Origin of the sequence: Streptomyces sp. NBC_00683 (assembly GCF_036226745.1) — a bacterium.
Taxonomy (GTDB): domain Bacteria; phylum Actinomycetota; class Actinomycetes; order Streptomycetales; family Streptomycetaceae; genus Streptomyces.
In genome coordinates, this window is the sequence record NZ_CP109013.1 from 6,026,612 (window position 1) to 6,046,173 (window position 19,562).

Consider the following 19,562-nt stretch of genomic DNA (forward strand, 5'->3'; position numbering starts at 1 on the left):
GGCGGCCCACATTCGGTAAGACTAACTAACCAGTCCGTACATTAATGGGAGGTGAGCGATGCCGAACCACGCCGACACACCCCACGGCGCCCCGGTCCTCGTGCTGAACGGGCCGAACCTCGGCCTCCTCGGTCTGCGCGAGCCCGCCGTCTACGGAACGGGCACCCTCCCCGACGTCGAGGAGCTCTGCCGCCGGACCGCACAGGAGCACGGTCTGCGCGCCGACTGCCGGCAGAGCAACCACGAGGGCGTGCTCATCGACGCCGTCCACGAGGCCCGAACGGCCCACCGGGGGATCGTGATCAACCCCGCCGGGTACAGCCACACCTCGGTGGCCCTGCGCGACGCGCTCGCCGCCGTGGAGCTGCCCGTCGTGGAGGTGCACCTGTCGAACATCCACCGGCGTGAGGCGTTCCGCCACCACAGCCACGTCTCGGCCGTCGCCGACGCGGTCATCTGCGGGGCGGGTGCCCACGGGTACGCCATGGCCCTCGCCCACCTCGCCCAGCTCCTGGAGGAGAACCGTTGAGCCCGGACTCGTACCTCGTCGGCCTCATCGGCTCCGGCATCGGCCCCTCGCTCAGCCCCGCGCTCCACGAACGGGAAGCCGACCGGCAGGGGCTGCGCTACCTGTACCGCCTCATCGACATCGGCACACTCGGTGTCCCGCCGGAGAGGACCGGTGAACTCGTGCGCGCCGCACGCGACATGGGGTACGACGGCCTCAACGTGACCCACCCCTGCAAACAGCAGGTCCTGGACCACCTCGACGCGCTCTCCCCGCAGGCCGAGGCGCTCGGCGCGGTCAACACCGTTGTCTTCGAGGGAAACAGGGCGACCGGCCACAACACCGACGCCACGGGCTTCGCCGCCTCCTTCGCCCGAGGGCTGCCCGACGCGGCACTGGACCGGGTCGTGCAGCTGGGCGCCGGCGGCGCGGGAGCGGCCGTCGCCCACGCCCTGCTCGCCCTGGGCGCCGGCCGGCTCACCGTGCTGGACGCCGTTCCCGAACGGGCCGCGGCCCTCGCCGGCTCCCTGAACCTGCACTTCGGTCCTGGGCGGGCGGAAGCCGCGGACCTCCTCGACATCGCCGAGCGGACCGCCGACGCCGACGGACTGGTCAACGCCACCCCCATCGGGATGGCCGCCCACCCCGGACTCCCGCTCCCCGCGGACCTGTTGCACCCCGGCCTGTGGGTCGCCGAGGTCGTCTACCGCCCGCTGGAGACGACCCTCGTACGCACCGCCCGCGCGCTCGGCTGCGCCACCCTCGACGGCGGCGGCATGGCCGCCTACCAGGCCGCCGACTCCTTCCGGCTCTTCACCGGCCGTGAACCCGACACCGCGCGCATGCTCGCCGACATCGCGGATCTCACGTCCACCCGCTGAACCCCGGACCCCCGGACCCCCGAAGCCCGATCCCCGATCCCCGAAGCCCGGAGGACCGACATGCGTACGTCCATCGCCACCGTCTCGCTCAGCGGCCCGCTCACCGAGAAGCTCACCGCTGCCGCGCGCGCAGGCTTCGACGGCGTCGAGATCTTCGAGAACGACCTGATCGGCAGCCCTCTCACACCGGAGGAGATCAGGGAACGGACCGCGGACCTCGGCCTGACGATCGACCTCTACCAGCCCATGCGTGACATCGAGGCCGTCCCCGAGGACGTGTTCGCCCGCAACCTGCGGCGTGCCGAGCACAAGTTCCGGCTGATGCGGCGGCTCGGTGCCGACACGGTCCTGGTCTGTTCCAGCGTCTCCCCGCAGACCCTCGACGACGACGCGCTCGCGGCCGGCCAGCTCCGCCGACTCGCCGACCTCGCCCAGGAGTCCGGCATCCGCATCGCGTACGAGGCGCTGGCCTGGGGCCGTCACGTCAGTACGTACGACCACGCCTGGCGCATCGTCGAAGCCGCGGACCATCCGGCTCTCGGCGTCTGCCTGGACAGCTTCCACATCCTCGCCCGGGGCTCCGACCCCGCGGGGATCGCGGACATCCCCGGCGACAGGATCTTCTTCCTGCAGCTCGCCGACGCCCCGCTGATGGCCCTGGACGTCCTGCAGTGGAGCCGCCACTACCGCTGCTTCCCGGGCCAGGGGGACCTGGACGTCGCCGGGCTGGTCCGGGCCGCTGTGCGGGCCGGCTACCAGGGCCCCCTCTCCCTCGAGGTCTTCAACGACGTCTTCCGTCAGGCGGACGCGGGCCGCACCGCGGTGGACGCCCAGCGCTCCCTCGCCCTGCTGCAGGAGTCCGCCGGTCTGACCGCGCCTCCGGCACCGGTCGTCCCCACCGGATTCGCCTTCGTCGAGATCGCCACCGCCGACACGGCCAGAATCACGCCCCTGCTGACCGCACTCGGCTTCTCCCGCACGGCCAGGCACTCCGGCAAGCCGGTGGACCTCTGGGAACAGGGCGAGGCCCGCATCCTCCTCAACACCGATACCGACACCGGCAGCCACCGGCCGGACCCCTCGCTCACCGCCATCGGCCTGGAGAACCCCGACCCGGCGGCGGCGTCCGCCCGGGCCGAGTCCCTCCTCGCCCCCGTACTGCCCAGGCGCCGCGCACCCCGGGACGCACCGCTGGACGCGGTGGCCGCGCCCGACGGCACCGAGTTCTTCTTCTGCGCCACGGGCCGTCCCGGGCACCCCGACTGGACCGGCGACTTCGCACCCGCCCCGCACACGCCGCCCGGCGGCATCGGCGTCACCCGCATCGACCACGTCGCGCTGACGCAGCCCTGGCACCAGTTCGACGAGGCGGCCCTCTTCCACCGCAGCGTGCTCGGCCTCCTGCCGCACGCGAGCATCGACCTCGCGGACCCGTACGGCCTGCTCCGCAGCCGAGCCGCAAGCAATCCCGAAGGAACCGTACGCATCGCCCTCGGCGTGGGGGCGTCCCCCACGGACGACCCCGCACGCCCTCAGCACGTGGCCCTGGCCACCGACGACCTGGTCACCGCGGTCCGCCGGGCCCGCGCGGCCGGCGCGCGACTGCTGCCGGTGCCCGCCAACTACTACGACGACCTGGCCGCGCGCCACGAGTTCGCCCCCGGCGAGCTGGAGACGTACCGCGAACTCGGCATCCTCTACGACCGTGACGAGAAGGGGGAGTTCCGGCACTGCTACACGGTGACGACCGGCAGTCTCTTCTTCGAACTCGTCGAGCGCACCGGCGGATACGACGGCTACGGGGCCCAGAACGCCCCCGTCCGGCTCGCCGCCCAGCGGACGTGAACGTGACCGCACACCACAGGGCCCCGACCGGTGAACCGGTCGGGGCCCTGTGCCATGTGTCTGCCGCTGGATCAGTACCAGCCGTTGGACTGCCAGAAGTCCCAGGCGCCGCACGGGCTGCCGTAGCGGTCCTCCATGTAGTCGACGCCCCACTTGATCTGCGTCTTGGCATTGGTCTGCCAGTCGGAGCCCGCCGATGCCATCTTCGAGCCGGGCAGGGCCTGGACCAGGCCGTACGCACCGGAGGAGGCGTTGGAGGCGTGCACGTCCCAGTCGCTCTCGTGGTCCACGATCTTGTTGAAGCACTCGTACTGGGCGCTGTCGTCGATCATCTTCTTCGCCGTGTCCTGCGCGCTCGCCGCGGTCGTCGGAGCGGCGGCGGGCGCAGCGGCCATCGCCGGGGTCACGCCGATGGCCAGTCCGGTGGCACCCAGCAGCACGGAGGCGCCGGTGACAGCGGCCCTGCGACGGGTGATGCGGGGCTGGGCGAGGATGCGACGGGCAAACGACACGTGGAACCTAACGTCGGGGACGGGGAGGTCGCGGCCGGTCCTGATGTGCGGGACCGGTACTCGTGGACCGCGGTCCGTCCGTACGGACGCTGCGGTGCTCGGCGACGTCATCCATCGTCAGCGACGCGGACCGGGCCGCGCAACGACCGCTGATACGACCCTGCGTAGTACCAGGGGGCCGAAAGCCACGGACGCGCCGCCCGGAACGCGGCCCCGGCCGGGGATCACGCCCTACGGGGCCGGGTCGTACAGGACCGAGGTCCTGTGGGCGCCCTCACGCCTTCGGGACCTCGAATGTGACCTGGGCCTCGAAGGCCGCACGCCGGGTGGCCCGCCGCAGCGCCTTCAGCAGGGTGGGCCCGATCGTGAGGGTCAGGACCACGGTGAGGACGGCGCGGCCCAGGTCCCAGCCGAGCGAGGTGGCCACGCAGTACGCGAGGAAGCGGACCAGGTTCTCGTGCAGCGGGCCGCCCTCGACGAAGGAGATCCCGGACCCGAGGCCCGTCACGAGCGTCCAGCCCTGCAGGTTCATCACCGTGCCGTACGCGAACGCCGCCACACATCCGTACGCGGCGAGCATCAGCACCTCACCCCTGCCCCGCAGCCGCTCCGGCCCGGGCAGCAGGCCCGCGCCCATCGCGAACCAGCCCATCGACAGCATCTGGAACGGCATCCACGGACCCACCCCTCCCGTGAGCAGGGCGGAGGCGAACAACGTCACCGAGCCGAGCACGAAACCGAAGCCCGGGCCCAGGACCCGGCCGCTCAGCACCATCAGGAAGAACATGGGTTCAAGGCCCGCAGTGCCCGCCCCCAGGGGGCGCAGCGCGGCGCCCACCGCCGCGAGGACGCCGAGCATCGCGACCGCCTTCGCGTCCAGGCCGCCGTCCGCGATCGTCGCGACGACCACGCCGACGAGCAGGACGAGCAGCGCGGCGAACAGCCACGGCGCGTCCTGGGCGTGGGCGGTGACACCGGAGCCCTCGCCGGCCAGCAGCGGCCAGCCGAAGGCGATCACCCCGATCGCGCTGACCAGGACGAGTGCGGCAGCGGCACGCGGGCCGATACGGACCGGGCGCGCCGGACGGGAGCCGGTCATGCGGTGGGCTCCCCGGGGTCGGACGCTTCCAGCGCCGAACGTACCTGTGCCACGGTCAGCCACTCCTGCGGGGCCAGGATCTTCGCGGTCTGCGGGGCGAACGCGGGGGAGGAGACCACGACCTGCCGGGTCGGGCCGTCGGCGACGATCTCTCCGTCGGCGAGGATCACCACCCGTTGGGCCAGCTCCGCCGCCAGCTCCACGTCGTGGGTGGCCAGGACGATGGCGTGGCCGTCGGCGGCCAGAGCGCGAAGCACCCCGACCAGGCGGGCCTTCGCCGCGTAGTCGAGGCCGCGCGTCGGCTCGTCCAGGAGGAGGAGCGGGGGCCGGGCGGTGAGCACCAGCGCCAGGGCCAGGGCGAGCCGCTGCCCCTCGGACAGGTCGCGCGGGTGGGTGTCGTCCGGCACACCGGGCAGCAGCTCGGAGACCAGGGCACGGCAGCTGCCCGCGGGCGCGCCCGCGTCGGAGTCGGCCGCCGCGCACTCGCCGGCGACCGTGTCGGCGTACAGCAGATCGCGTGGCTCCTGGGGTACGAGCCCGACCCGGCGCACCATGTCGCGCGGGGCCGTACGGGAGGGGACCAGGCCGCCCACGCGTACGGAACCCGTGGTCGGCTCGATCATTCCGACGAGCGTGGACAGCAGGGTCGACTTCCCCGCACCGTTGCGGCCCATCAGCGCCACGGTCTCGCCGGGCGCGACGGACAGCGTCACCCGGCGCAGCGCCTCGACGCGCCCGCGCCGCACGCCGAGCCTCTCGACCCGGGTGACGGGGTCGTCCGCACCGGGTCCGGGCGCGGTGCGCGGGCCACGGCCGAGCAGCCGGCCGATCAGCCCCGGGGGCGCGGCGGCAAGAGCGGGGAGCGGGGCGACGACGGGGGACGGGGAGGCGGCGGGCCCGGACGGCGGCCGCACCTGCGCCAGCCGCTCCCGGAGCTCCGCGCCCCGGCGCCGGGCGTCGCGCACCGACAGCGGCAGCGGCTCCCAGCCCACCAGCTGCCCGAGGGCCACCACCGGCGGGCGTACGGGCGAGACGGCCATGATGTCCGCGGGCGCGCCGATGACCGGGGCGGCGCCGGGCGAGGGCAGCAGGACGATCCGGTCCGCGTACTGCACCACCCGCTCCAGCCGGTGCTCGGCCATCAGCACCGTCGTCCCCAGGTCGTGCACCAGACGCTGGAGCACCGCCAGGACCTCCTCGGCGGCCGCCGGGTCCAGCGCGGACGTCGGCTCGTCGAGGACCAGGACCTTGGGGTGCGGAGTGAGGACCGAGCCGATCGCGACGCGCTGCTGCTGGCCCCCGGAGAGCGTGGCGATCGGACGGTCGCGCAGTTCGGCCAGACCCAGCAGGTCCAGCGTCTCCTCGACGCGCCGCCGCATCACATCGGGGGCGAGGCCCAGCGACTCCATGCCGTACGCCAGCTCGTCCTCGACCGTGTCCGTGACGAAGTGGGCGAGCGGGTCCTGGCCCACCGTGCCGACGAGATCGGCGAGTTCACGCGGTTTGTGGGTACGGGTGTCACGGCCGTCGACCGTGACCCGGCCCCTGAGCACACCGCCGGTGAAGTGCGGCACGAGACCCGAGACGGCGCCCAGCAGCGTCGACTTGGCGACCCCGGACGGGCCGACGAGCAGCGCCAGCTCACCCTCCGGGACGGTGAGGTCGACGCCCGAGAGCGTGGGACGGTCCGTGCCCTCGTACTGCACCGAAACCTGTTCGAACCGGATCACGGCTGCTCCTTGGACGTGCGGGAGTTCGGCGGCGGGACGGGCGCCACCACGGCGGGCAGCAGCCCGGCCAGCACCGCGGCGGCGGGCCACAGCGGCAGTACGGGAGCGGTCAGCGGTACGACACCGGGGCGCAGCGCTGCCGGATCGGCGCTCCCCGCCCAGATCATCGCGGCCGCGACCACCGCGCCCGAGCCCGCGACCAGCCAGGCGCGTACACCCCAACGGTCCGGCCGGTAGCGGGTACGGACGGAGCGGCGCCCGCCGAGCCTGAGCCCCGCCATTGCCGCGACCAGCCCGGCGAGCAGCAGCGGCAGCCCGTACACCGCGCCCTGCACGGCCAGCAGCCCGTACGTTCCCGCGCACACACCCAGCAGCCCGCCGAGCGTGAGCGCGTTCGTCGTGAGCCGGACGGCGGGCGGGACCTGGGCCGTGCGCCCGTACCCCCGGGCGTCCATCGACGCCGCCACGGCCACCGAACGCTCCAGCGCGCCCTCCAGCACCGGCAGACCGATCTGGAGCACCGCCCCGACCCCGCCGGTCGCACGCCCCCGCAGCCTCCGGGCCGTCCGCAGCCGCACCACATCGGCGACCATGTTCGGCGCGAAGGTCATCGCGACGACGACGGCGACTCCCGCCTCGTACAGCGCGCCCGGCAGCGACTTCAGGAGCCGGGCGGGGTTGGCCAGCGAGTTCGCCGCCCCCACACAGATCAGCAGGGTGGCCAGCTTCGCCCCGTCGTACAACGCGAAGACCAGCTGCTCCGCGGTGACCCGGCCGCCGATCCTGACCCCCCGCGCCCAGTCGGGCAGCGGAACCTCGGGCAGCGTGAACACCGTGTGCGTGCCGGGGATCGGTGATCCGAGGAACACCGAGAAGACCAGCCGCACACCGACGACGAACAGCCCCAGCTTGAGGAAGGCACCGTACGAGCGGGCCCACGGCGCGTCCGTGCGGCGGGCCGCCACGACATAGCCCGCCACACCCACCAGCAGCCCGAGCAGCAGCGGATTGGTCGTACGGGACGCGGCCGTGGCGAGGCCGAGCGCCCACAGCCACCAGGCCCCGGCCGGCAGCGCGTTGCTGCGGGTGGCCTCGGGCGCGAGCAGCGCACGGTGGAGCCGGGCCGTGCCGGTGGAACGCGTCATCGCCGGCGTCGGGCCTGCAGCACCGCGGCGATACCGAGCAGGAGGACCGCGCCGACCCCGGCCAGCACACCGGCCGACGGGCCGCCGCCGGAGCCGTCGGAGGCGTCGTCCGTGGCGGACGCCGTGGCCGGATCGCCGGTGTCCGAGGCACCGGAGTCCTCGCCGACCTGCTCACCGCAGCCCGAAGCGGGATAGTCCGAGATCGCGCAGAGCATCGCGGAACTGTCGTACCGCAGCGGCTTCGCCACGGAGGCGAGCGCCTCGGCGGTGCTCGCGTCCGGCTCCACCTGGGCGCACGCGGTACGCAGCGCGGGCGGCTTCTCGCCGTCCGGGGCGTCCGCCGCCGTGCCCGGGTCGATGACCAGCGCGATCCGCTTGGTGCCGTCCTTCGCGGGGGTCCCCGCACAGATCGCCCCGAAGTCCGGGGCCCTGCGCGGCTGCGCCGAATCCTGGGAGTCCTCGCTCACCGAGAACCGGAAACCCTGCACCGCGCCGTCGTCCGGCCGGACCAGGGACGGGCCCTGCGTGGCGTACGCCCAGTTCTTGCCGCCGTCGCCCTCCCAGAACGACCAGTAGCGGTAACCGGCCGCCTGCGCGCTGCCCGCGCCCAGCACGGTCAGCAGGACGCCGATGAGGAGGAGAAGCGCCGCGGTGACCGGCGTGCGCCTCACAGGCCCTGGTTCTTCCGGCGTCCGCTGAGCAGGAAGCCGATGCCCGCACCGAAGGCGAGACCGATACCGACGAGCCACCAGACACCCAGTCCGCCGTCGTCGCTGCTCGTGTCCTTCGACTGCTGCGCCGACGCGGTCGGCGAGGGCACGGCGGTGGCGGCAGGCTTGGGCCCGGACGCGTTGAGCTGCTTGACGAGGTCGACGCCGCCGAAGTCACGGGCGTCCGCGCCCGTCGCGTGTGCGGCGAGCACCAGCTGGGCGGTGGCGGCGGGGCCGCCCTCCTTGGCCCAGGCCTGAGAGTTCTTCTGCAGGTAGGTGACCGCTCCGGCCGCCTTGTCCTTGTGGCCGGACGCGGCCAGGGCGACGACCGCGTCGGCGGTGTTGCCGAAGTCCGGCTGCGGTGCGGAGTCCTCGGCACCCGGCATCGGGGGGAGGTCCAGATGGCCCGACTTGGCGAGCGCGCCCGCGAGGTAGTAGGCGCCGTTCTGCGCGGACTGTTCGGCCGTGAGACCGGTGCCCTTGTGGCAGACGGGGGCCTTCACCGCGTTGGAGTTGCCGGCGGCCATGCCCTTGCCCATCGCGCCGAGCACCGCGGCCGCCGTGGCGTCCGCGTTGGCGGTGAGCTTGCCGTCCTTGTCCGGCTGGTACGCGAACGCGCCGCCGCCCTCGCCGCCGCACGGCAGGGCGAACGTCTGCAGCGCCGTGTACGGCGTCTTCCCCGAGTCGGTCGTGATGTCGGCCAGCGGCACACCCGCGCGGGCCAGCGCTCCGATCACGACGGCGGTGGAGTTGGCGTCGCTCGGGCTGCCCGGGTTGTACCCCCAGCCGCCGTCCTCGTTCTGTACGGACTTGAGGAAGCCGACGCCCATGTCCACGACCTCGCGGTGCACGGCGAGCTCGACCATGGCCTGGACCGCGGCCGCGGTCGCGTTGGTGTCCGCCACCGTCTTCGCGTCGCAGGGCTTGGACGCGTCACGGTACGAGGCGAAGGCGCCGTCGTCGCACTGCTGGCCCACCAGCCAGTCCACCGACTCCGTGGCGGGCGTGACCAGTTCGATCCTCTGGGCGAGGAAGGCCAGCGACTGTCGCCACACACCGTCGTACGTGGGGTCCTTCGTCCCGTACAGACCGGCCGGCAGGTCCGCCGACGGGGAAGGACTCGGTGCGGCGACCGCTGCGGGGGCGGCTGCGGAACAGAGCACGGCGGTGATCGCGAGTGCTGCCGCGCGGCGGCGTACGGTCATGGCGGGCTGGGCCTCTCCTGCGAGGACCGGGCACGGGCACACGGATGCACCGGGCTCCGGCCCCGTATACCTCGACGGTGCCGGCCACCGGGGTTCCGGTGGCGCGAGCCGGTCACGCTCACGGACGGGGCATTCCGGCTCTCCGCCCCTGAGGCGGATGACGGTTGCGGGTCAGCGCCGGATTCGCACCGGCTTCCCCCCGTACGGGCATGATGACGACGCGCTCACTCTACCGGGGCGCTTCGGGGCCTCTGTGTGCGGACGGCTCCGCACGCGGCGGACCAGCCGCAGGACGACGGAGGAAAGGCCTTCCCAGCAGGTCAGAGTGCATGCGAAACTCCGGCGGGGATCGCACGGGCACCCGCCCGTGGGGAGGAACGACCGGGGCGGGAAGCACCTGTGCGTACAAGAAGAACGGTGGCCGTGACGGCCGCGGTGAGCGCATTCATGACCATGGCCGCAGGCTGCGGTCCTCTCGGCGGGAGCGACAGTGCGCCGAAGGCGTCACCCTCGCCCACCGCACCGTTCACCAAGCAGACGGTGGGCGACGAGATAGCGGCCCTCGCCGACGCGGCGGGGCTCCCGCCCGGCGACACCTCCACGGCGGGCATGCCCGACGGGGCCTGGCAGGACTGCGTGGCGCCCTGGATGGGGGACGCGCCCGCGGCGGACGCGGCCCGGGCCTTCGAGGCCACGGTCAAGGCGCTGCGCAGCCAGGACTGGGAGATCGTCTCCAGCCACGCCGAGCAGGACGTCACCTTCCGCACCCTCGCCAAGCGGGGCTGGAAGGTGTACGCCCGGCACTACGCGATGGAGGGCTTCGGCACGGAGCAGATCGTGTCGCTCACAGCCGTCGAGGACGGCTGCGAGCTGCCCGCATCGATCCGCGGCGACTACGAGGACCCGGCCTGACAACCGGAGTCGGCGATCACGAAGTGGCCGGCCGGTGACTCCCTGAGCGTGTGGGTGACGAACACGTTGTACAGCCCCATGTTCTGCGCGGAGCCGTTCGCGTACACGTAACCGCCCGAGGTGTACGCGCGCCCCGCGGCCACATGTGCGTAGTTCGTCGCGGTGAAGCACTGTGCGGGGGCCGAGCCTCCCGAGGTCGTCGCGGTCACCGCGGAGGTGACGGCTCCGGCCGTGCCCGAGGAGTCGGCAGCCGCCACGGTGTAGCGGTAGGAGGCCCCGGCGGAGAGCCCGGTGTCGGTGAAGGACGTCGACGCGGGCGACCCCACCGCGGTGCCGTCGCGGAACACCTTGTACGAGGCCGCTCCCGCGACCGCGCTCCACGACAGCGACGCGGTGCTGTCGGTGACCCCGGTGACCTTCAGCCCGGCGGGGGCCGGCAGCCCGTCCCCACCGCCCGGGGCGCCCTGGTCCAGACCCCAGAACACACCCGTGTGGTACGCGGAGCAGATGGTGTTCAGGAAGTACGCGGCCGTCGACCCGCACTGATCGGCACCCGAGCCCGGGCTCACCGGCAGACCGTGGCCCATGCCGGACACGGAGAACATCTCCACGGCCGGCCGGCCGGAGGCGTCGTCGTACGTGGTCTGCGTGGTGTTGCCGGGCAGGCTCCGGGTGCTGGACGGGGTCTGGCCGATGCCCCAGACATCGGTCCACTGGTCGCGCAGCGCGGTGGCGTTGGCCGGGTAGACCGTGTAGTCCGAGGTGCCCTGCCAGATCGCGACCCGGGGCCACGGCCCGGTGTGGCCGGGGTAGGAGTTGCGGACCTTGTCGCCCCACTGGGCGGGCGTCAGCTTCTGCGGCCCGGTCTGGCAGCCGGACGCGGCGGCCTGGCTGGTGGCGCACTGCGCGGGCAGCCCGGAGGCCACGGACCCGCCCGCGAACACATCCGGGTACGCGGCGAGCAGATCGGCCGTCATGCCGCCGCCCGCGGAGAGCCCGGTGACGTACACCCGGCGGCCGTCGGAGCCGTACGTCCGCTTCGCGTACTCGACCATCTGCACGATGGACGCGGCCTCGCCCCGGCCCCGGGTGCTCTCCGCCTGGTCGAACCAGCCGAAGCAGGACAGCGAGTTGTTCGCCGACGTCGTCTGCGGGAAGACGACGTCGAAGCCCCAGGCGTCGGCGAACTTCGGCCAGCCCGAGTTGGTGTAGTAGGCGTTGGCCGTCTGGGTGCAGCCGTGCAGGGCGACGACCAGCGGCGCTCCGGCCGCCAGGTTGTCCGGGGTGTACGCGAACATCTGCAGATTGCCGGGGTTCGTACCGAAGCCGGTGACCTGCGTCAGACCGGCGGCGGCCGCGGCCGGCGGGGCGGTCACGGCCGTACCGAGGGTCGCGGCGAGAAGACCGAGGACTGCGGTGGAGGCGACGCGGCGGAACAGGCGTCGGAGGATCGGTGGGCGCACGGTGGGGCCTCCCTGGTCGGACGTGCGGACTGCTGCCGGAACCTATGAGCCGGGCCGGTCGCCGCCCATGTGGCAGGGGGACATCCGCTGCGCCGTGCTGTGTGCGGCACTCCTCTTGCGTCCGGCCCCCGGCCCTCCGGCGTCCGGCTCCCGCCCCGGATACCCCCGCCCGCCGCTGCGCCCGCACCATGTACGCCGCCACCATGCCGTCGCCCGAGGGTGTGTGCACCGACCCCGTGTGACGCGGGCGGAGACGTCCTTACGGTGACGCTCATGCAGACTTCCCGGACCCCCGATCACGAACCCCCCACGCCCCCCGCGGACCGGTCCCTGGCCGGGCGCACCGCCCTGGTCACCGGTGCGGCGAGCGGCATCGGGCTGGCCTGCGCGCAGGCCCTCGCCGCCGCGGGCGCCCATGTGCACGTGGTGGACAAGGCCGCCGACGCCGTCAAGGAACTGGCCGACCGGATCGGCGGAACGGCCTGGGTGGCCGACCTCTCCGTCGCCGAGGCGGTGGACGCACTGCCCGACGGCGCGGACATCGTGGTCAACAACGCGGGGCTGCAGCATGTGGCACCGGTGCACGACTTCCCGCCGGACCGCTTCACACTGATCCACCGGGTGATGGTGGAAGCACCGTTCCGCATCTTGCGCCGTACGCTCCCGGGCATGTACGAACGCGGCTGGGGGCGCGTGGTCAACATCTCGTCCGTACACGGGCTGCGCGCCAGCCCCTACAAATCGGCCTATGTCTCGGCCAAGCACGCACTGGAGGGACTCAGCAAGGTGGTCGCACTCGAAGCGGCGGAGCACGGGGTGACGAGCAACTGCGTCAGCCCCGGCTACGTCCGCACCCCCCTCGTCGAGAACCAGATCGCCGACCAGGCCCGCAGCCACGGCATCTCGGAGCAGGACGTGGTGGGCCGGGTGATGCTGGAGCGCAGCGCCATCAAGCGGCTGATCGAACCCGGCGACGTGGCCGGCGCCGTCCTGTGGCTGTGCGGTCCCGGCACGGGACACATCACCGGAACCTCCCTCGCGATGGACGGCGGCTGGACCGCCAACTGACCTCCCCCCCCGCTCCCCGAAGAACGATGGCCGCCCATGTCTGAACCGTCCCCCTCCGCCGCCCCTCTCCTGGCGCGCCTCCTCGACCTGCTGGCCGACGACGCCCCCGCCGAGGAGCTCGGCGTCGTCACCTCGGAGGCCAGGGCCGCCGGGGTGCCCGCCGCCGAACTGGCCGAGGTGGAGCGGGCGGCCGCGACCGCACTGCGGATCAGGGGAGTCCTGCGCCAGCACCGGCGCCGGGAACTCCAGCTCACCGCCCTCTTCGACACCGCCGGCGACCTGGCGGCCTCCCGGGACCTGGACGATGTGCTGAAGGCCATCGTGCGGCGGGCCAGGATGCTGCTGGGCACCGACACCGCCTACCTCACGCTCCCCGACGAGGAGGCGGGGGACACCTACATGCGGGTCACCGACGGATCGGTGTCCGTCCTCTTCCAGCGGCTGCGCCTCGAACTGGGCGAGGGCCTCGGCGGACTCGTGGCGCAGACCGCGAGCCCGTACGCCACCCCCGACTACCGCACCGACGACCGCTTCCGCCACACCCACAACATCAACGCCGGGGTGCTCGACGAAGGGCTCGTCGCGATCCTGGGAGTGCCCCTGCTGCTCGGCTCCAGCCGTGGCGGTACGGGAAAGGTCATCGGCGTCCTCTTCGCCGCCGACCGGGCCCCCCGCGTCTTCAGTCCCGAGGAGGTGGCCCTGCTGTGCTCGCTCGCCGCCCACGCCGCGATCGCGATCGACACCGCCCGGGCGCTGGACGACACCAGATCGGCCCTCGCCGAACTCGCCGGGGCGAACGCGGAACTCGCCGAGGCCAACGCCGCCGTACGCGCCCACTCGGCCGCCATGCAACGGGCCGAGGAGGCCCACGACCGGCTCACCGACCTGGTGCTGCGCGGGGGCGACGTCAAGGATGTCGCCGCGTCCGTGGCGGGGCTGCTGGACAGCGCCCTGACCATTCACGATCCGGTCGGGCGGCCGCTGGCGGCCGTATCACCGCAGGGCGGGGTGTTCGCCGTCGACAGCATGGACGCGGGCTGGCTCGCCGGGACCGCGGAGGAGTCCCGGAACGGGGGGCGCGCGGTGCACCGCGACGGGCGGTGGATCTGCGCCGTGCTCGCCGGGCAGGAACTCCTGGCCAGTCTGGTGCTGCACAGGCCCGACCGCCTCGACGACTCCGACCGGCGGCTCTTCGAACGCGCCGCTGTCGTCACCGGTCTGCTCCTGCTGCTGCGCCGCACGGTCGCCGAGACCGAGAACCGGATACGCGGCGAGCTGATCAGTGATCTGCTCAGCGACCCGGAGCGCGACCCGGCGGGACTCGCCGAGCGGGGCAGACGGCTCGGCATCGATCTGGACCGGCCGCATCTGCTGCTGGTGGCGGAGGCGGCGGCCCGGGAGAAGCTCGGAGGCGCGGCGATGCGGTACCTGTTCGGCGGCGACATCCACGGAGTGAGTGCCGAACACGCGGGCACGGTAGTGCTGTTGATCGACTGCGACGGCCGGACACCGATGTCCGCCGCGGCCGCGGGCGAGGCCGCGCGGGCGGCGGCCACGCAGCTCGGGCACCTCGTCCAGGCACCCGTCACCGTCGCGGGCACAGGGCCCGCCCGGGGCCCGCGCGAACTGGCCGCCGCCCATGCGGAGGCCGCGCGCTGTCTGCGGGCGATGCGGGTGCTGGGGCGTGCGGGCGAGGGCGCCTGTGTCGACGAACTCGGCTTCCTCGGTGTGGTGCTGGGCAACGCGAAGGACGTGGACGGCTTCGTCACGGCGGTGCTGGGCCCGCTGCTGCGGTACGACGAGCGGCGCGGCACGCACCTGGTCCGGACGCTCAGGGCGTACTTCGCCGCGGGCGGCAGCCTCATCCGGGCCAAGGACGAGCTGCACGTCCATGTGAACACGGTGGTGCAGCGGCTGGACCGGATCCAGGTGCTGCTGGGCCGCGACTGGAACGAGCCGGACCGGGCGCTGGAGCTTCAGCTGGCGCTGCGGCTGCAACTGCTGTCGGGCGGCCGGGACGAGTGATCCGGGCCGCCCGGGGTGCGGGTCCTGCTCTCAGCCGCCTTGCCTCTCCGGTCCGCAGGCCGCCAGCAGAGTCTCGGTGATCCGGGTGGCTCCCGGCTCGCCCGTGAGCACCGTGTAGTGGTTGACGCCGTCGATCCGTACCGCCCGTACCCCTGTGCCGGAGAGGCCCGCCGCCGCCAGTCGCGTCTCGTCGTACAGGCCCTGCTCCTCGTTCATCAGGCCGCGCTCCGCCCACAACAGCGTGGCGGGCTCCTGGAGTTTGCGCACCGCCGACAGCACCTCGTCCTCGAACAGGCCCATGCCGTCCGTGCGGACCGCCTCCAGCCGGCAGCCGGAGCGCAGCGCGGGCTCCTCGCCCGTCAGGTCGCGCTGGATGTACGCGTCCACCTCCGGCGACCAGGCATCCGACCGGAACGCCGGGTGGGCCTGCCAGAAGGCCCGGTACGCGGCACGGTCGGTGAACGTCATCGACAGCCGGTCCATGGCCGGGCCGATCACGGCCGTCAGCAGTTCGTCCGCGGACAGGTGCGTGGGGGCGGGGAAGCCGAATCCGCCGTCCACAAGCACCAGCGGACCGAAGCGGCCCGGGTGCCGCACGGCGGCCAGCGCCGCCACGAACGCGCCCATCGAGTGGCCGGCCAGCACCACCCGGCCGGGGCCGAGCGCCCCGGCCAGTGCGGCGGCGTCGTCCGCGTGCGCGGCGATGCCGTACGGGCCGGGCAGCGCGGCGCTCGCGCCGCGGCCGCGCAGATCGGGGGCGACCAGGGTGGCGCGGCCCGCGAGCACCCCCGCCACGGCGCCCCAGGAGAGCGCGTTGGCGGTGATGCCGTGCAGGGCCACGATCACCGGCGCGCCGGGGTCCCGGGCGGGCCAGCGCAGCGCCGCCAGTTCGCCGCCGGTCACGGGGACACGTATCTCCTCGTACGGTGTCACGGGTTCTCCTTACGGGGTCGGCGCAGACGGGACGGCAGGCGGGCCAGGCCGCCGGGCAGCAGGTGTACCACGGCCACGAACAGCACCCCGAGCAGGAACAGCGGCTGGGAGAGCGGCACCCGCAGCACGGCGGGCAGTTCGGCGACCGCTCCCGAGCCGGCGAGGTCGCCGAGCCGGTGGTCCGCCCAGGTGTAGAGGATGCCGCCGACCATCGGCCCCCAGCGGGTGCCGGATCCGCCCAGGACCACCATCACCAGCAGCGAGAGCGTGAAGTCGGAGGTGGTCGTCTGCGGGGTGGAGCCGCCGGTGAGCAGGAGGTGGACGAGGCCGCCGACCGCCGCCAGTGCTCCGGCCAGCACGAAGGCCGTCAGTTTGAACCCGTACGGCTTCAGGCCGAGGATCTCCACCCGGCGTTCGTTCTCCTTGATGCCTTCCCAGACCCGCCCGGTGGGGGAGCGGACCGCCCAGTGGACGACGCCGAGGGTGAGGACGAGGTAGGCGAGGGCGATCCAGTACAGGTTCGCGGTGTTGTCGATGCCGACCAGTGAGGACGGCAGCAGCTCCGCCGGGGCCGCCCGGCCCTCCTCGCCGCCGGTGAGACCGCCGGGGTTCCGGGAGACCAGGATCGAGCCGGCCTGGGCGAAGGCGAGCGTCACCATCGAGAAGCCGATGCCCGTGACCCGCAGGCTCACCGACCCCAGCACGAGGGCGAGCGCGATTCCGGAGCACAGCCCCAGCACCGCGGCGACGGCGAACGGCAGGCCCGCCTCCAGCAGGAACATGTTGGTGGCGTAGCTGCCCGCGGCGAAGTACAGCGCGTGCCCGAAGGAGAGCAGGCCCGTACGGCCGAGCAGCAGGTCGTAGCCCGTGGCCAGGGCTCCGAACAGCAGGCAGGTGGCGAGGAGTTGGAGACTTCCGGGGCTGCCGACCGGCCCGTCCAGCAGGCCGGGGAGGGGAAGCGCGCTGAACGGCGCGACGATCAGGACGACCAGCACGGCGACCGGCCACCGGCGCAGCAGCCGGGCGGCCCTCCCGGATGCCGGGGGCACGGTGAGTGCCGGCCCGCCGTCCGTACGGTCGGGTGTCTGGGTGGCGGTACTCACGCGAGCCTCCCGGTCAGTCCGCGCGGCCGGACGAGCAGCAGCGCGGCGAGCAGGACGACGACGGCCAGGTCGCCGAGGCCCGCTGCGGTGTAGTAGTTGGCGAACTGCTGGACCAGGCCGATGACCACGGCGGCCACTGCGGCACCGGTCACCGACCCCATGCCTCCGGTGACCACCACGACGAACGCGAAGATCAGCAGCGAAGTGCCCTGACGGGGGTCGACCGAGCCGAAGTACAGCCCGCCGAGCGCCCCGCCGAGTGCGGCGGCGCAGCCACCGATCGCGAAGACGAGCGTGAACGCCCTGCGGACGTCGATGCCGAGCGCGGTCACCATCGCCCGGTCCTCCACCCCGGCCCTGACGACCAGGCCGTGCCGGGTCCGGCCGAGGAAGAGGCGCAGCGCCACCAGGACGAGCACCGCCGCCGCGATCAGGACCAGCCGGTTGACCGGGACCTCGGCGCCCAGCAGCCCGAAGGTGCCGGACAGTGCCTGCGGTCCGGGGAAGGTCCGGGCGTCCGAACCCCAGATGCCCGACAGGAGGGCGGGGACGGCGAGTCCCACACCGACCGTGGCGAGCACCTGCTCGCGCGGGCGGGTGTAGAGGGGGCGTACGACGGCCAGTTCGAGCAGCACGGCCGCGAGCGTGCCCACCGCCGTACCGAACAGCACCGCGAGGACGAAGCCCGGCCCGTCGGCGCCCGCACCGGGCAGATTCCCGGAGGCCGCCCACCAGGTGCCGTACGCACCGATGGAAAGGAGCGCGCCGTGGGCGAAGTTGAGCACGTCCATCAGGCCGAAGATCAGCGAGAGCCCGGACGCGATGAGGAAGTAGAGCGCACCCAGACCGAGACCGGTCATGGTGAGCAGCACGATGGTGGACATCAGGAATCCGCCTCCGCGGGGTGTGTGGTGAGCGGTCCCTGTCCGACGCCGAGCAGCCGGCGGGTCGCCTCCGCGTCGCCGAGCAGCCCGTCCGCCGTGCCCCGGTGGGCCGTCCGGCCGTCGGCGAGCACCACGCAGTGTTCGGCGAGGCGCCGTACGACGGCGAGGTTCTGCTCCACGAGCAGTACGGGCACGGCCTCCGCCGCCCGTTCCAGCACCCCGGCCACCTCGGTGACCACCTTCGGTGCCAGGCCCTTGGTGGGCTCGTCGGCGATGATCAGCCGGTTGCCGTTGAGCAGGGTCCGGCCGATGGCCACCATCTGCTGCTGGCCGCCGGACAAGGTTCCCGCCAACTGCCCCTGCCTGAGCTTCAGTTCGGGGAACAGCTCATGCACCAGGGAATAGGCGGGCTCGCCCGCGCCGCGGCGCTCGGCCAGCCGAAGATTCTCCGCCACGGTCAGTCCGGCGAAGATCCCACGGTCCTCGGGGGCGTATCCGATGCCCCGCCGGACCAGGGTGTGGGTGGGCATCGCCACGGTCTCCTCGCCGTCGAGCCGCACGCTCCCGGCGCGCGGGACGAGACCGAGGATGCCGCGCACGGTCGTGGTCTTCCCGGCGCCGTTGCGGCCGAGCAGCGCGGTCACCCCGTGGCGGGCCACGTCCAGGTCCACGCCGTGCAGGATGTGCCGGCCGCCGATGAGGACCCGCAGGTCCCGCACGGCGAGCAGCACCTTCGGGTCGGACGTCACAGCCCCTCCCCGAGATACGCCTGCTGGACGACCGGGTCGGCGGTCACGGCCTGCGGGGTGTCCAGCGCCAGCAGCCGGCCGTGGTGCATCACGGCGAGCCGGTCGGCGAGGCCCAGCAGGACGTCCATGTGGTGCTCGACCATGAGGACGGTGCGGCCCTCGTCCCGGTGCAGGGTGCGGATCAACTCGGTGAGCGCCGGGACCTCCTCCGCGCTCACCCCGGCCATCGGCTCGTCGAGCAGCATCAGCCGGGGCTCACCCACCAGCAGCACCGCCAGTTCCAGCTTGCGCTTCTCGCCGTGGGACAGCTCCGCGGCCGTCGCCCGGGCGCGGTGGCCGAGACCGGTGCGCTCCAGCACGCCGGTCACCTCGGCGGTGTACGGGGAAGCGCGCCGCCACAGGCGGTACGAGCCGCCGTGGCGCGCCTGTGCGGCCAGCCTGATGTGCTCGGCCACCGTCATCTGCGGCCAGAGGCTGGAGGTCTGGAACGTCCTGCCGATCCCGCGCCGGGCACGGGTGTGCACGGGCAGTCCCGTGATGTCCGCGCCGTCCAGCGAAAGGGTGCCCCCGGTCGGCGGGTTCAGCCCGCTGATCAGGTTGAACAGGGAGGTCTTTCCTGCTCCGTTGGGGCCGATGAAGGCAAGGAACTCGCCTTCACGGACGCTCAGCGTGATGTCCTGGAGGATGGTCGCCCCGCCGACGCTCCAGCCGAGCCCGTCCAGCCGGAGCACGGGAGCAGTCGTACGCGCTCCCTCGTCGTGCGCGGTGATGGCGCCGGGTGCCGTCACCG

General features: G+C 73.3%; 18 protein-coding genes and 1 riboswitch. Of the genes, 6 read left to right on the forward strand and 12 right to left on the reverse strand.

Features of this window, described 5'->3' with window-relative positions; genetic code table 11:
• Positions 1 to 58 precede the first annotated feature (58 nt).
• The 3 genes from aroQ to OG257_RS26885 are packed head-to-tail and all read left to right on the forward strand — an operon-like array spanning position 59 to position 3,234.
• Positions 59 to 529: a type II 3-dehydroquinate dehydratase gene (gene aroQ, locus OG257_RS26875; protein WP_329211539.1), complete on the forward strand. Its 471-nt coding sequence runs from the start codon at positions 59 to 61 to the stop codon at positions 527 to 529.
• The gene (locus OG257_RS26880; RefSeq protein ID WP_329211541.1) at positions 526 to 1,389 is read left to right on the forward strand and encodes a shikimate dehydrogenase; all 864 of its coding nucleotides are present in this window, start codon (positions 526 to 528) and stop codon (positions 1,387 to 1,389) included. The genes aroQ and OG257_RS26880 overlap by 4 nt, the downstream gene beginning before the upstream one ends.
• Before the next feature lie 60 nt (positions 1,390 to 1,449).
• Positions 1,450 to 3,234, forward strand: a complete 1,785-nt coding sequence (locus tag OG257_RS26885; RefSeq protein ID WP_329211543.1) for a bifunctional sugar phosphate isomerase/epimerase/4-hydroxyphenylpyruvate dioxygenase family protein — start codon at positions 1,450 to 1,452, stop codon at positions 3,232 to 3,234.
• A gap of 71 nt (positions 3,235 to 3,305) precedes the next feature.
• Here the strand turns inward: OG257_RS26885 and OG257_RS26890 are convergent, their stop codons facing one another.
• From OG257_RS26890 to OG257_RS26915, 6 genes are all read right to left on the reverse strand, one after another.
• Positions 3,306 to 3,746 carry a lytic transglycosylase domain-containing protein gene (locus tag OG257_RS26890; protein ID WP_329211545.1) on the reverse strand — a complete coding sequence of 147 codons (441 nt, stop codon included), beginning with the start codon at positions 3,744 to 3,746 and terminating at the stop codon, positions 3,306 to 3,308.
• Between the two features lie 274 nt (positions 3,747 to 4,020).
• The gene (locus OG257_RS26895) at positions 4,021 to 4,845 is read right to left on the reverse strand and encodes an ECF transporter S component (RefSeq protein WP_329211546.1); all 825 of its coding nucleotides are present in this window, start codon (positions 4,843 to 4,845) and stop codon (positions 4,021 to 4,023) included.
• On the reverse strand, positions 4,842 to 6,575 hold the full coding sequence (locus OG257_RS26900) for an ABC transporter ATP-binding protein (RefSeq protein WP_329211548.1): 1,734 nt from the start codon (positions 6,573 to 6,575) through the stop codon (positions 4,842 to 4,844). The genes OG257_RS26895 and OG257_RS26900 overlap by 4 nt, the downstream gene beginning before the upstream one ends.
• On the reverse strand, positions 6,572 to 7,720 hold the full coding sequence (locus OG257_RS26905; RefSeq protein ID WP_443054490.1) for an energy-coupling factor transporter transmembrane component T: 1,149 nt from the start codon (positions 7,718 to 7,720) through the stop codon (positions 6,572 to 6,574). The genes OG257_RS26900 and OG257_RS26905 overlap by 4 nt, the downstream gene beginning before the upstream one ends.
• Positions 7,717 to 8,391, reverse strand: coding sequence for an SCO2322 family protein (locus OG257_RS26910; protein ID WP_329211550.1), 675 nt, complete (start codon positions 8,389 to 8,391; stop codon positions 7,717 to 7,719). Before OG257_RS26910 ends, OG257_RS26905 begins: the two co-directional genes overlap by 4 nt.
• Positions 8,388 to 9,635 carry a prenyltransferase/squalene oxidase repeat-containing protein gene (locus OG257_RS26915; protein ID WP_329211551.1) on the reverse strand — a complete coding sequence of 416 codons (1,248 nt, stop codon included), beginning with the start codon at positions 9,633 to 9,635 and terminating at the stop codon, positions 8,388 to 8,390. The genes OG257_RS26910 and OG257_RS26915 overlap by 4 nt, the downstream gene beginning before the upstream one ends.
• A gap of 89 nt (positions 9,636 to 9,724) precedes the next feature.
• A riboswitch (cobalamin riboswitch) is annotated at positions 9,725 to 9,878 on the reverse strand.
• Between the two features lie 204 nt (positions 9,879 to 10,082).
• Between OG257_RS26915 and OG257_RS26920 the strand changes: the two genes are divergently transcribed.
• A complete protein-coding gene (locus OG257_RS26920; protein WP_329211553.1) occupies positions 10,083 to 10,547 on the forward strand; it encodes a hypothetical protein in 465 nt (154 codons plus the stop codon).
• Here OG257_RS26920 and OG257_RS26925 read toward each other — a convergent pair.
• Positions 10,529 to 12,010, reverse strand: coding sequence for an extracellular catalytic domain type 1 short-chain-length polyhydroxyalkanoate depolymerase (locus OG257_RS26925; protein ID WP_329211554.1), 1,482 nt, complete (start codon positions 12,008 to 12,010; stop codon positions 10,529 to 10,531). The two genes, OG257_RS26920 and OG257_RS26925, sit on opposite strands and share 19 nt — an antisense overlap.
• 273 nt (positions 12,011 to 12,283) lie before the next feature.
• Between OG257_RS26925 and OG257_RS26930 the strand changes: the two genes are divergently transcribed.
• Together OG257_RS26930 and OG257_RS26935 are read left to right on the forward strand one after the other, a co-directional pair.
• Positions 12,284 to 13,078: a 3-hydroxybutyrate dehydrogenase gene (locus OG257_RS26930; RefSeq protein ID WP_329211556.1), complete on the forward strand. Its 795-nt coding sequence runs from the start codon at positions 12,284 to 12,286 to the stop codon at positions 13,076 to 13,078.
• A gap of 36 nt (positions 13,079 to 13,114) precedes the next feature.
• Complete coding sequence (locus tag OG257_RS26935; protein ID WP_329211558.1) at positions 13,115 to 15,103, forward strand: helix-turn-helix domain-containing protein; 1,989 nt, start codon at positions 13,115 to 13,117, stop codon at positions 15,101 to 15,103.
• A gap of 30 nt (positions 15,104 to 15,133) precedes the next feature.
• Here the strand turns inward: OG257_RS26935 and OG257_RS26940 are convergent, their stop codons facing one another.
• From OG257_RS26940 to OG257_RS26960, 5 genes are read right to left on the reverse strand one after another with little or no spacing between them, the layout of a single operon-like run.
• Positions 15,134 to 16,036 carry an alpha/beta fold hydrolase gene (locus tag OG257_RS26940; protein WP_329211559.1) on the reverse strand — a complete coding sequence of 301 codons (903 nt, stop codon included), beginning with the start codon at positions 16,034 to 16,036 and terminating at the stop codon, positions 15,134 to 15,136.
• Complete coding sequence (locus OG257_RS26945) at positions 16,033 to 17,139, reverse strand: branched-chain amino acid ABC transporter permease (protein ID WP_329211561.1); 1,107 nt, start codon at positions 17,137 to 17,139, stop codon at positions 16,033 to 16,035. The genes OG257_RS26940 and OG257_RS26945 overlap by 4 nt, the downstream gene beginning before the upstream one ends.
• Positions 17,136 to 18,023, reverse strand: a complete 888-nt coding sequence (locus OG257_RS26950) for a branched-chain amino acid ABC transporter permease (protein ID WP_329211562.1) — start codon at positions 18,021 to 18,023, stop codon at positions 17,136 to 17,138. The genes OG257_RS26945 and OG257_RS26950 overlap by 4 nt, the downstream gene beginning before the upstream one ends.
• Positions 18,023 to 18,772, reverse strand: coding sequence for an ABC transporter ATP-binding protein (locus OG257_RS26955; protein ID WP_329211564.1), 750 nt, complete (start codon positions 18,770 to 18,772; stop codon positions 18,023 to 18,025). The genes OG257_RS26950 and OG257_RS26955 overlap by 1 nt, the downstream gene beginning before the upstream one ends.
• Positions 18,769 to 19,560, reverse strand: a complete 792-nt coding sequence (locus OG257_RS26960; RefSeq protein ID WP_329211566.1) for an ABC transporter ATP-binding protein — start codon at positions 19,558 to 19,560, stop codon at positions 18,769 to 18,771. Before OG257_RS26960 ends, OG257_RS26955 begins: the two co-directional genes overlap by 4 nt.
• Positions 19,561 to 19,562: the final 2 nt, after the last annotated feature.

Bases quoted from the DNA above. Each gene is read 5' to 3' on its own strand.
- aroQ (WP_329211539.1), top strand. From the start codon at position 59: ATGCCGAACCACGCCGACACACCCCACGGCGCCCCGGTCCTCGTGCTG.
- OG257_RS26885 (WP_329211543.1), top strand. From the start codon at position 1,450: ATGCGTACGTCCATCGCCACCGTCTCGCTCAGCGGCCCGCTCACCGAG.
- OG257_RS26895 (WP_329211546.1), bottom strand. From the start codon at position 4,845: ATGACCGGCTCCCGTCCGGCGCGCCCGGTCCGTATCGGCCCGCGTGCC.
- OG257_RS26905 (WP_443054490.1), bottom strand. From the start codon at position 7,720: ATGACGCGTTCCACCGGCACGGCCCGGCTCCACCGTGCGCTGCTCGCG.
- OG257_RS26915 (WP_329211551.1), bottom strand. From the start codon at position 9,635: ATGACCGTACGCCGCCGCGCGGCAGCACTCGCGATCACCGCCGTGCTC.
- OG257_RS26920 (WP_329211553.1), top strand. From the start codon at position 10,083: ATGACCATGGCCGCAGGCTGCGGTCCTCTCGGCGGGAGCGACAGTGCG.
- OG257_RS26930 (WP_329211556.1), top strand. From the start codon at position 12,284: ATGCAGACTTCCCGGACCCCCGATCACGAACCCCCCACGCCCCCCGCG.
- OG257_RS26935 (WP_329211558.1), top strand. From the start codon at position 13,115: ATGTCTGAACCGTCCCCCTCCGCCGCCCCTCTCCTGGCGCGCCTCCTC.
- OG257_RS26950 (WP_329211562.1), bottom strand. From the start codon at position 18,023: ATGTCCACCATCGTGCTGCTCACCATGACCGGTCTCGGTCTGGGTGCG.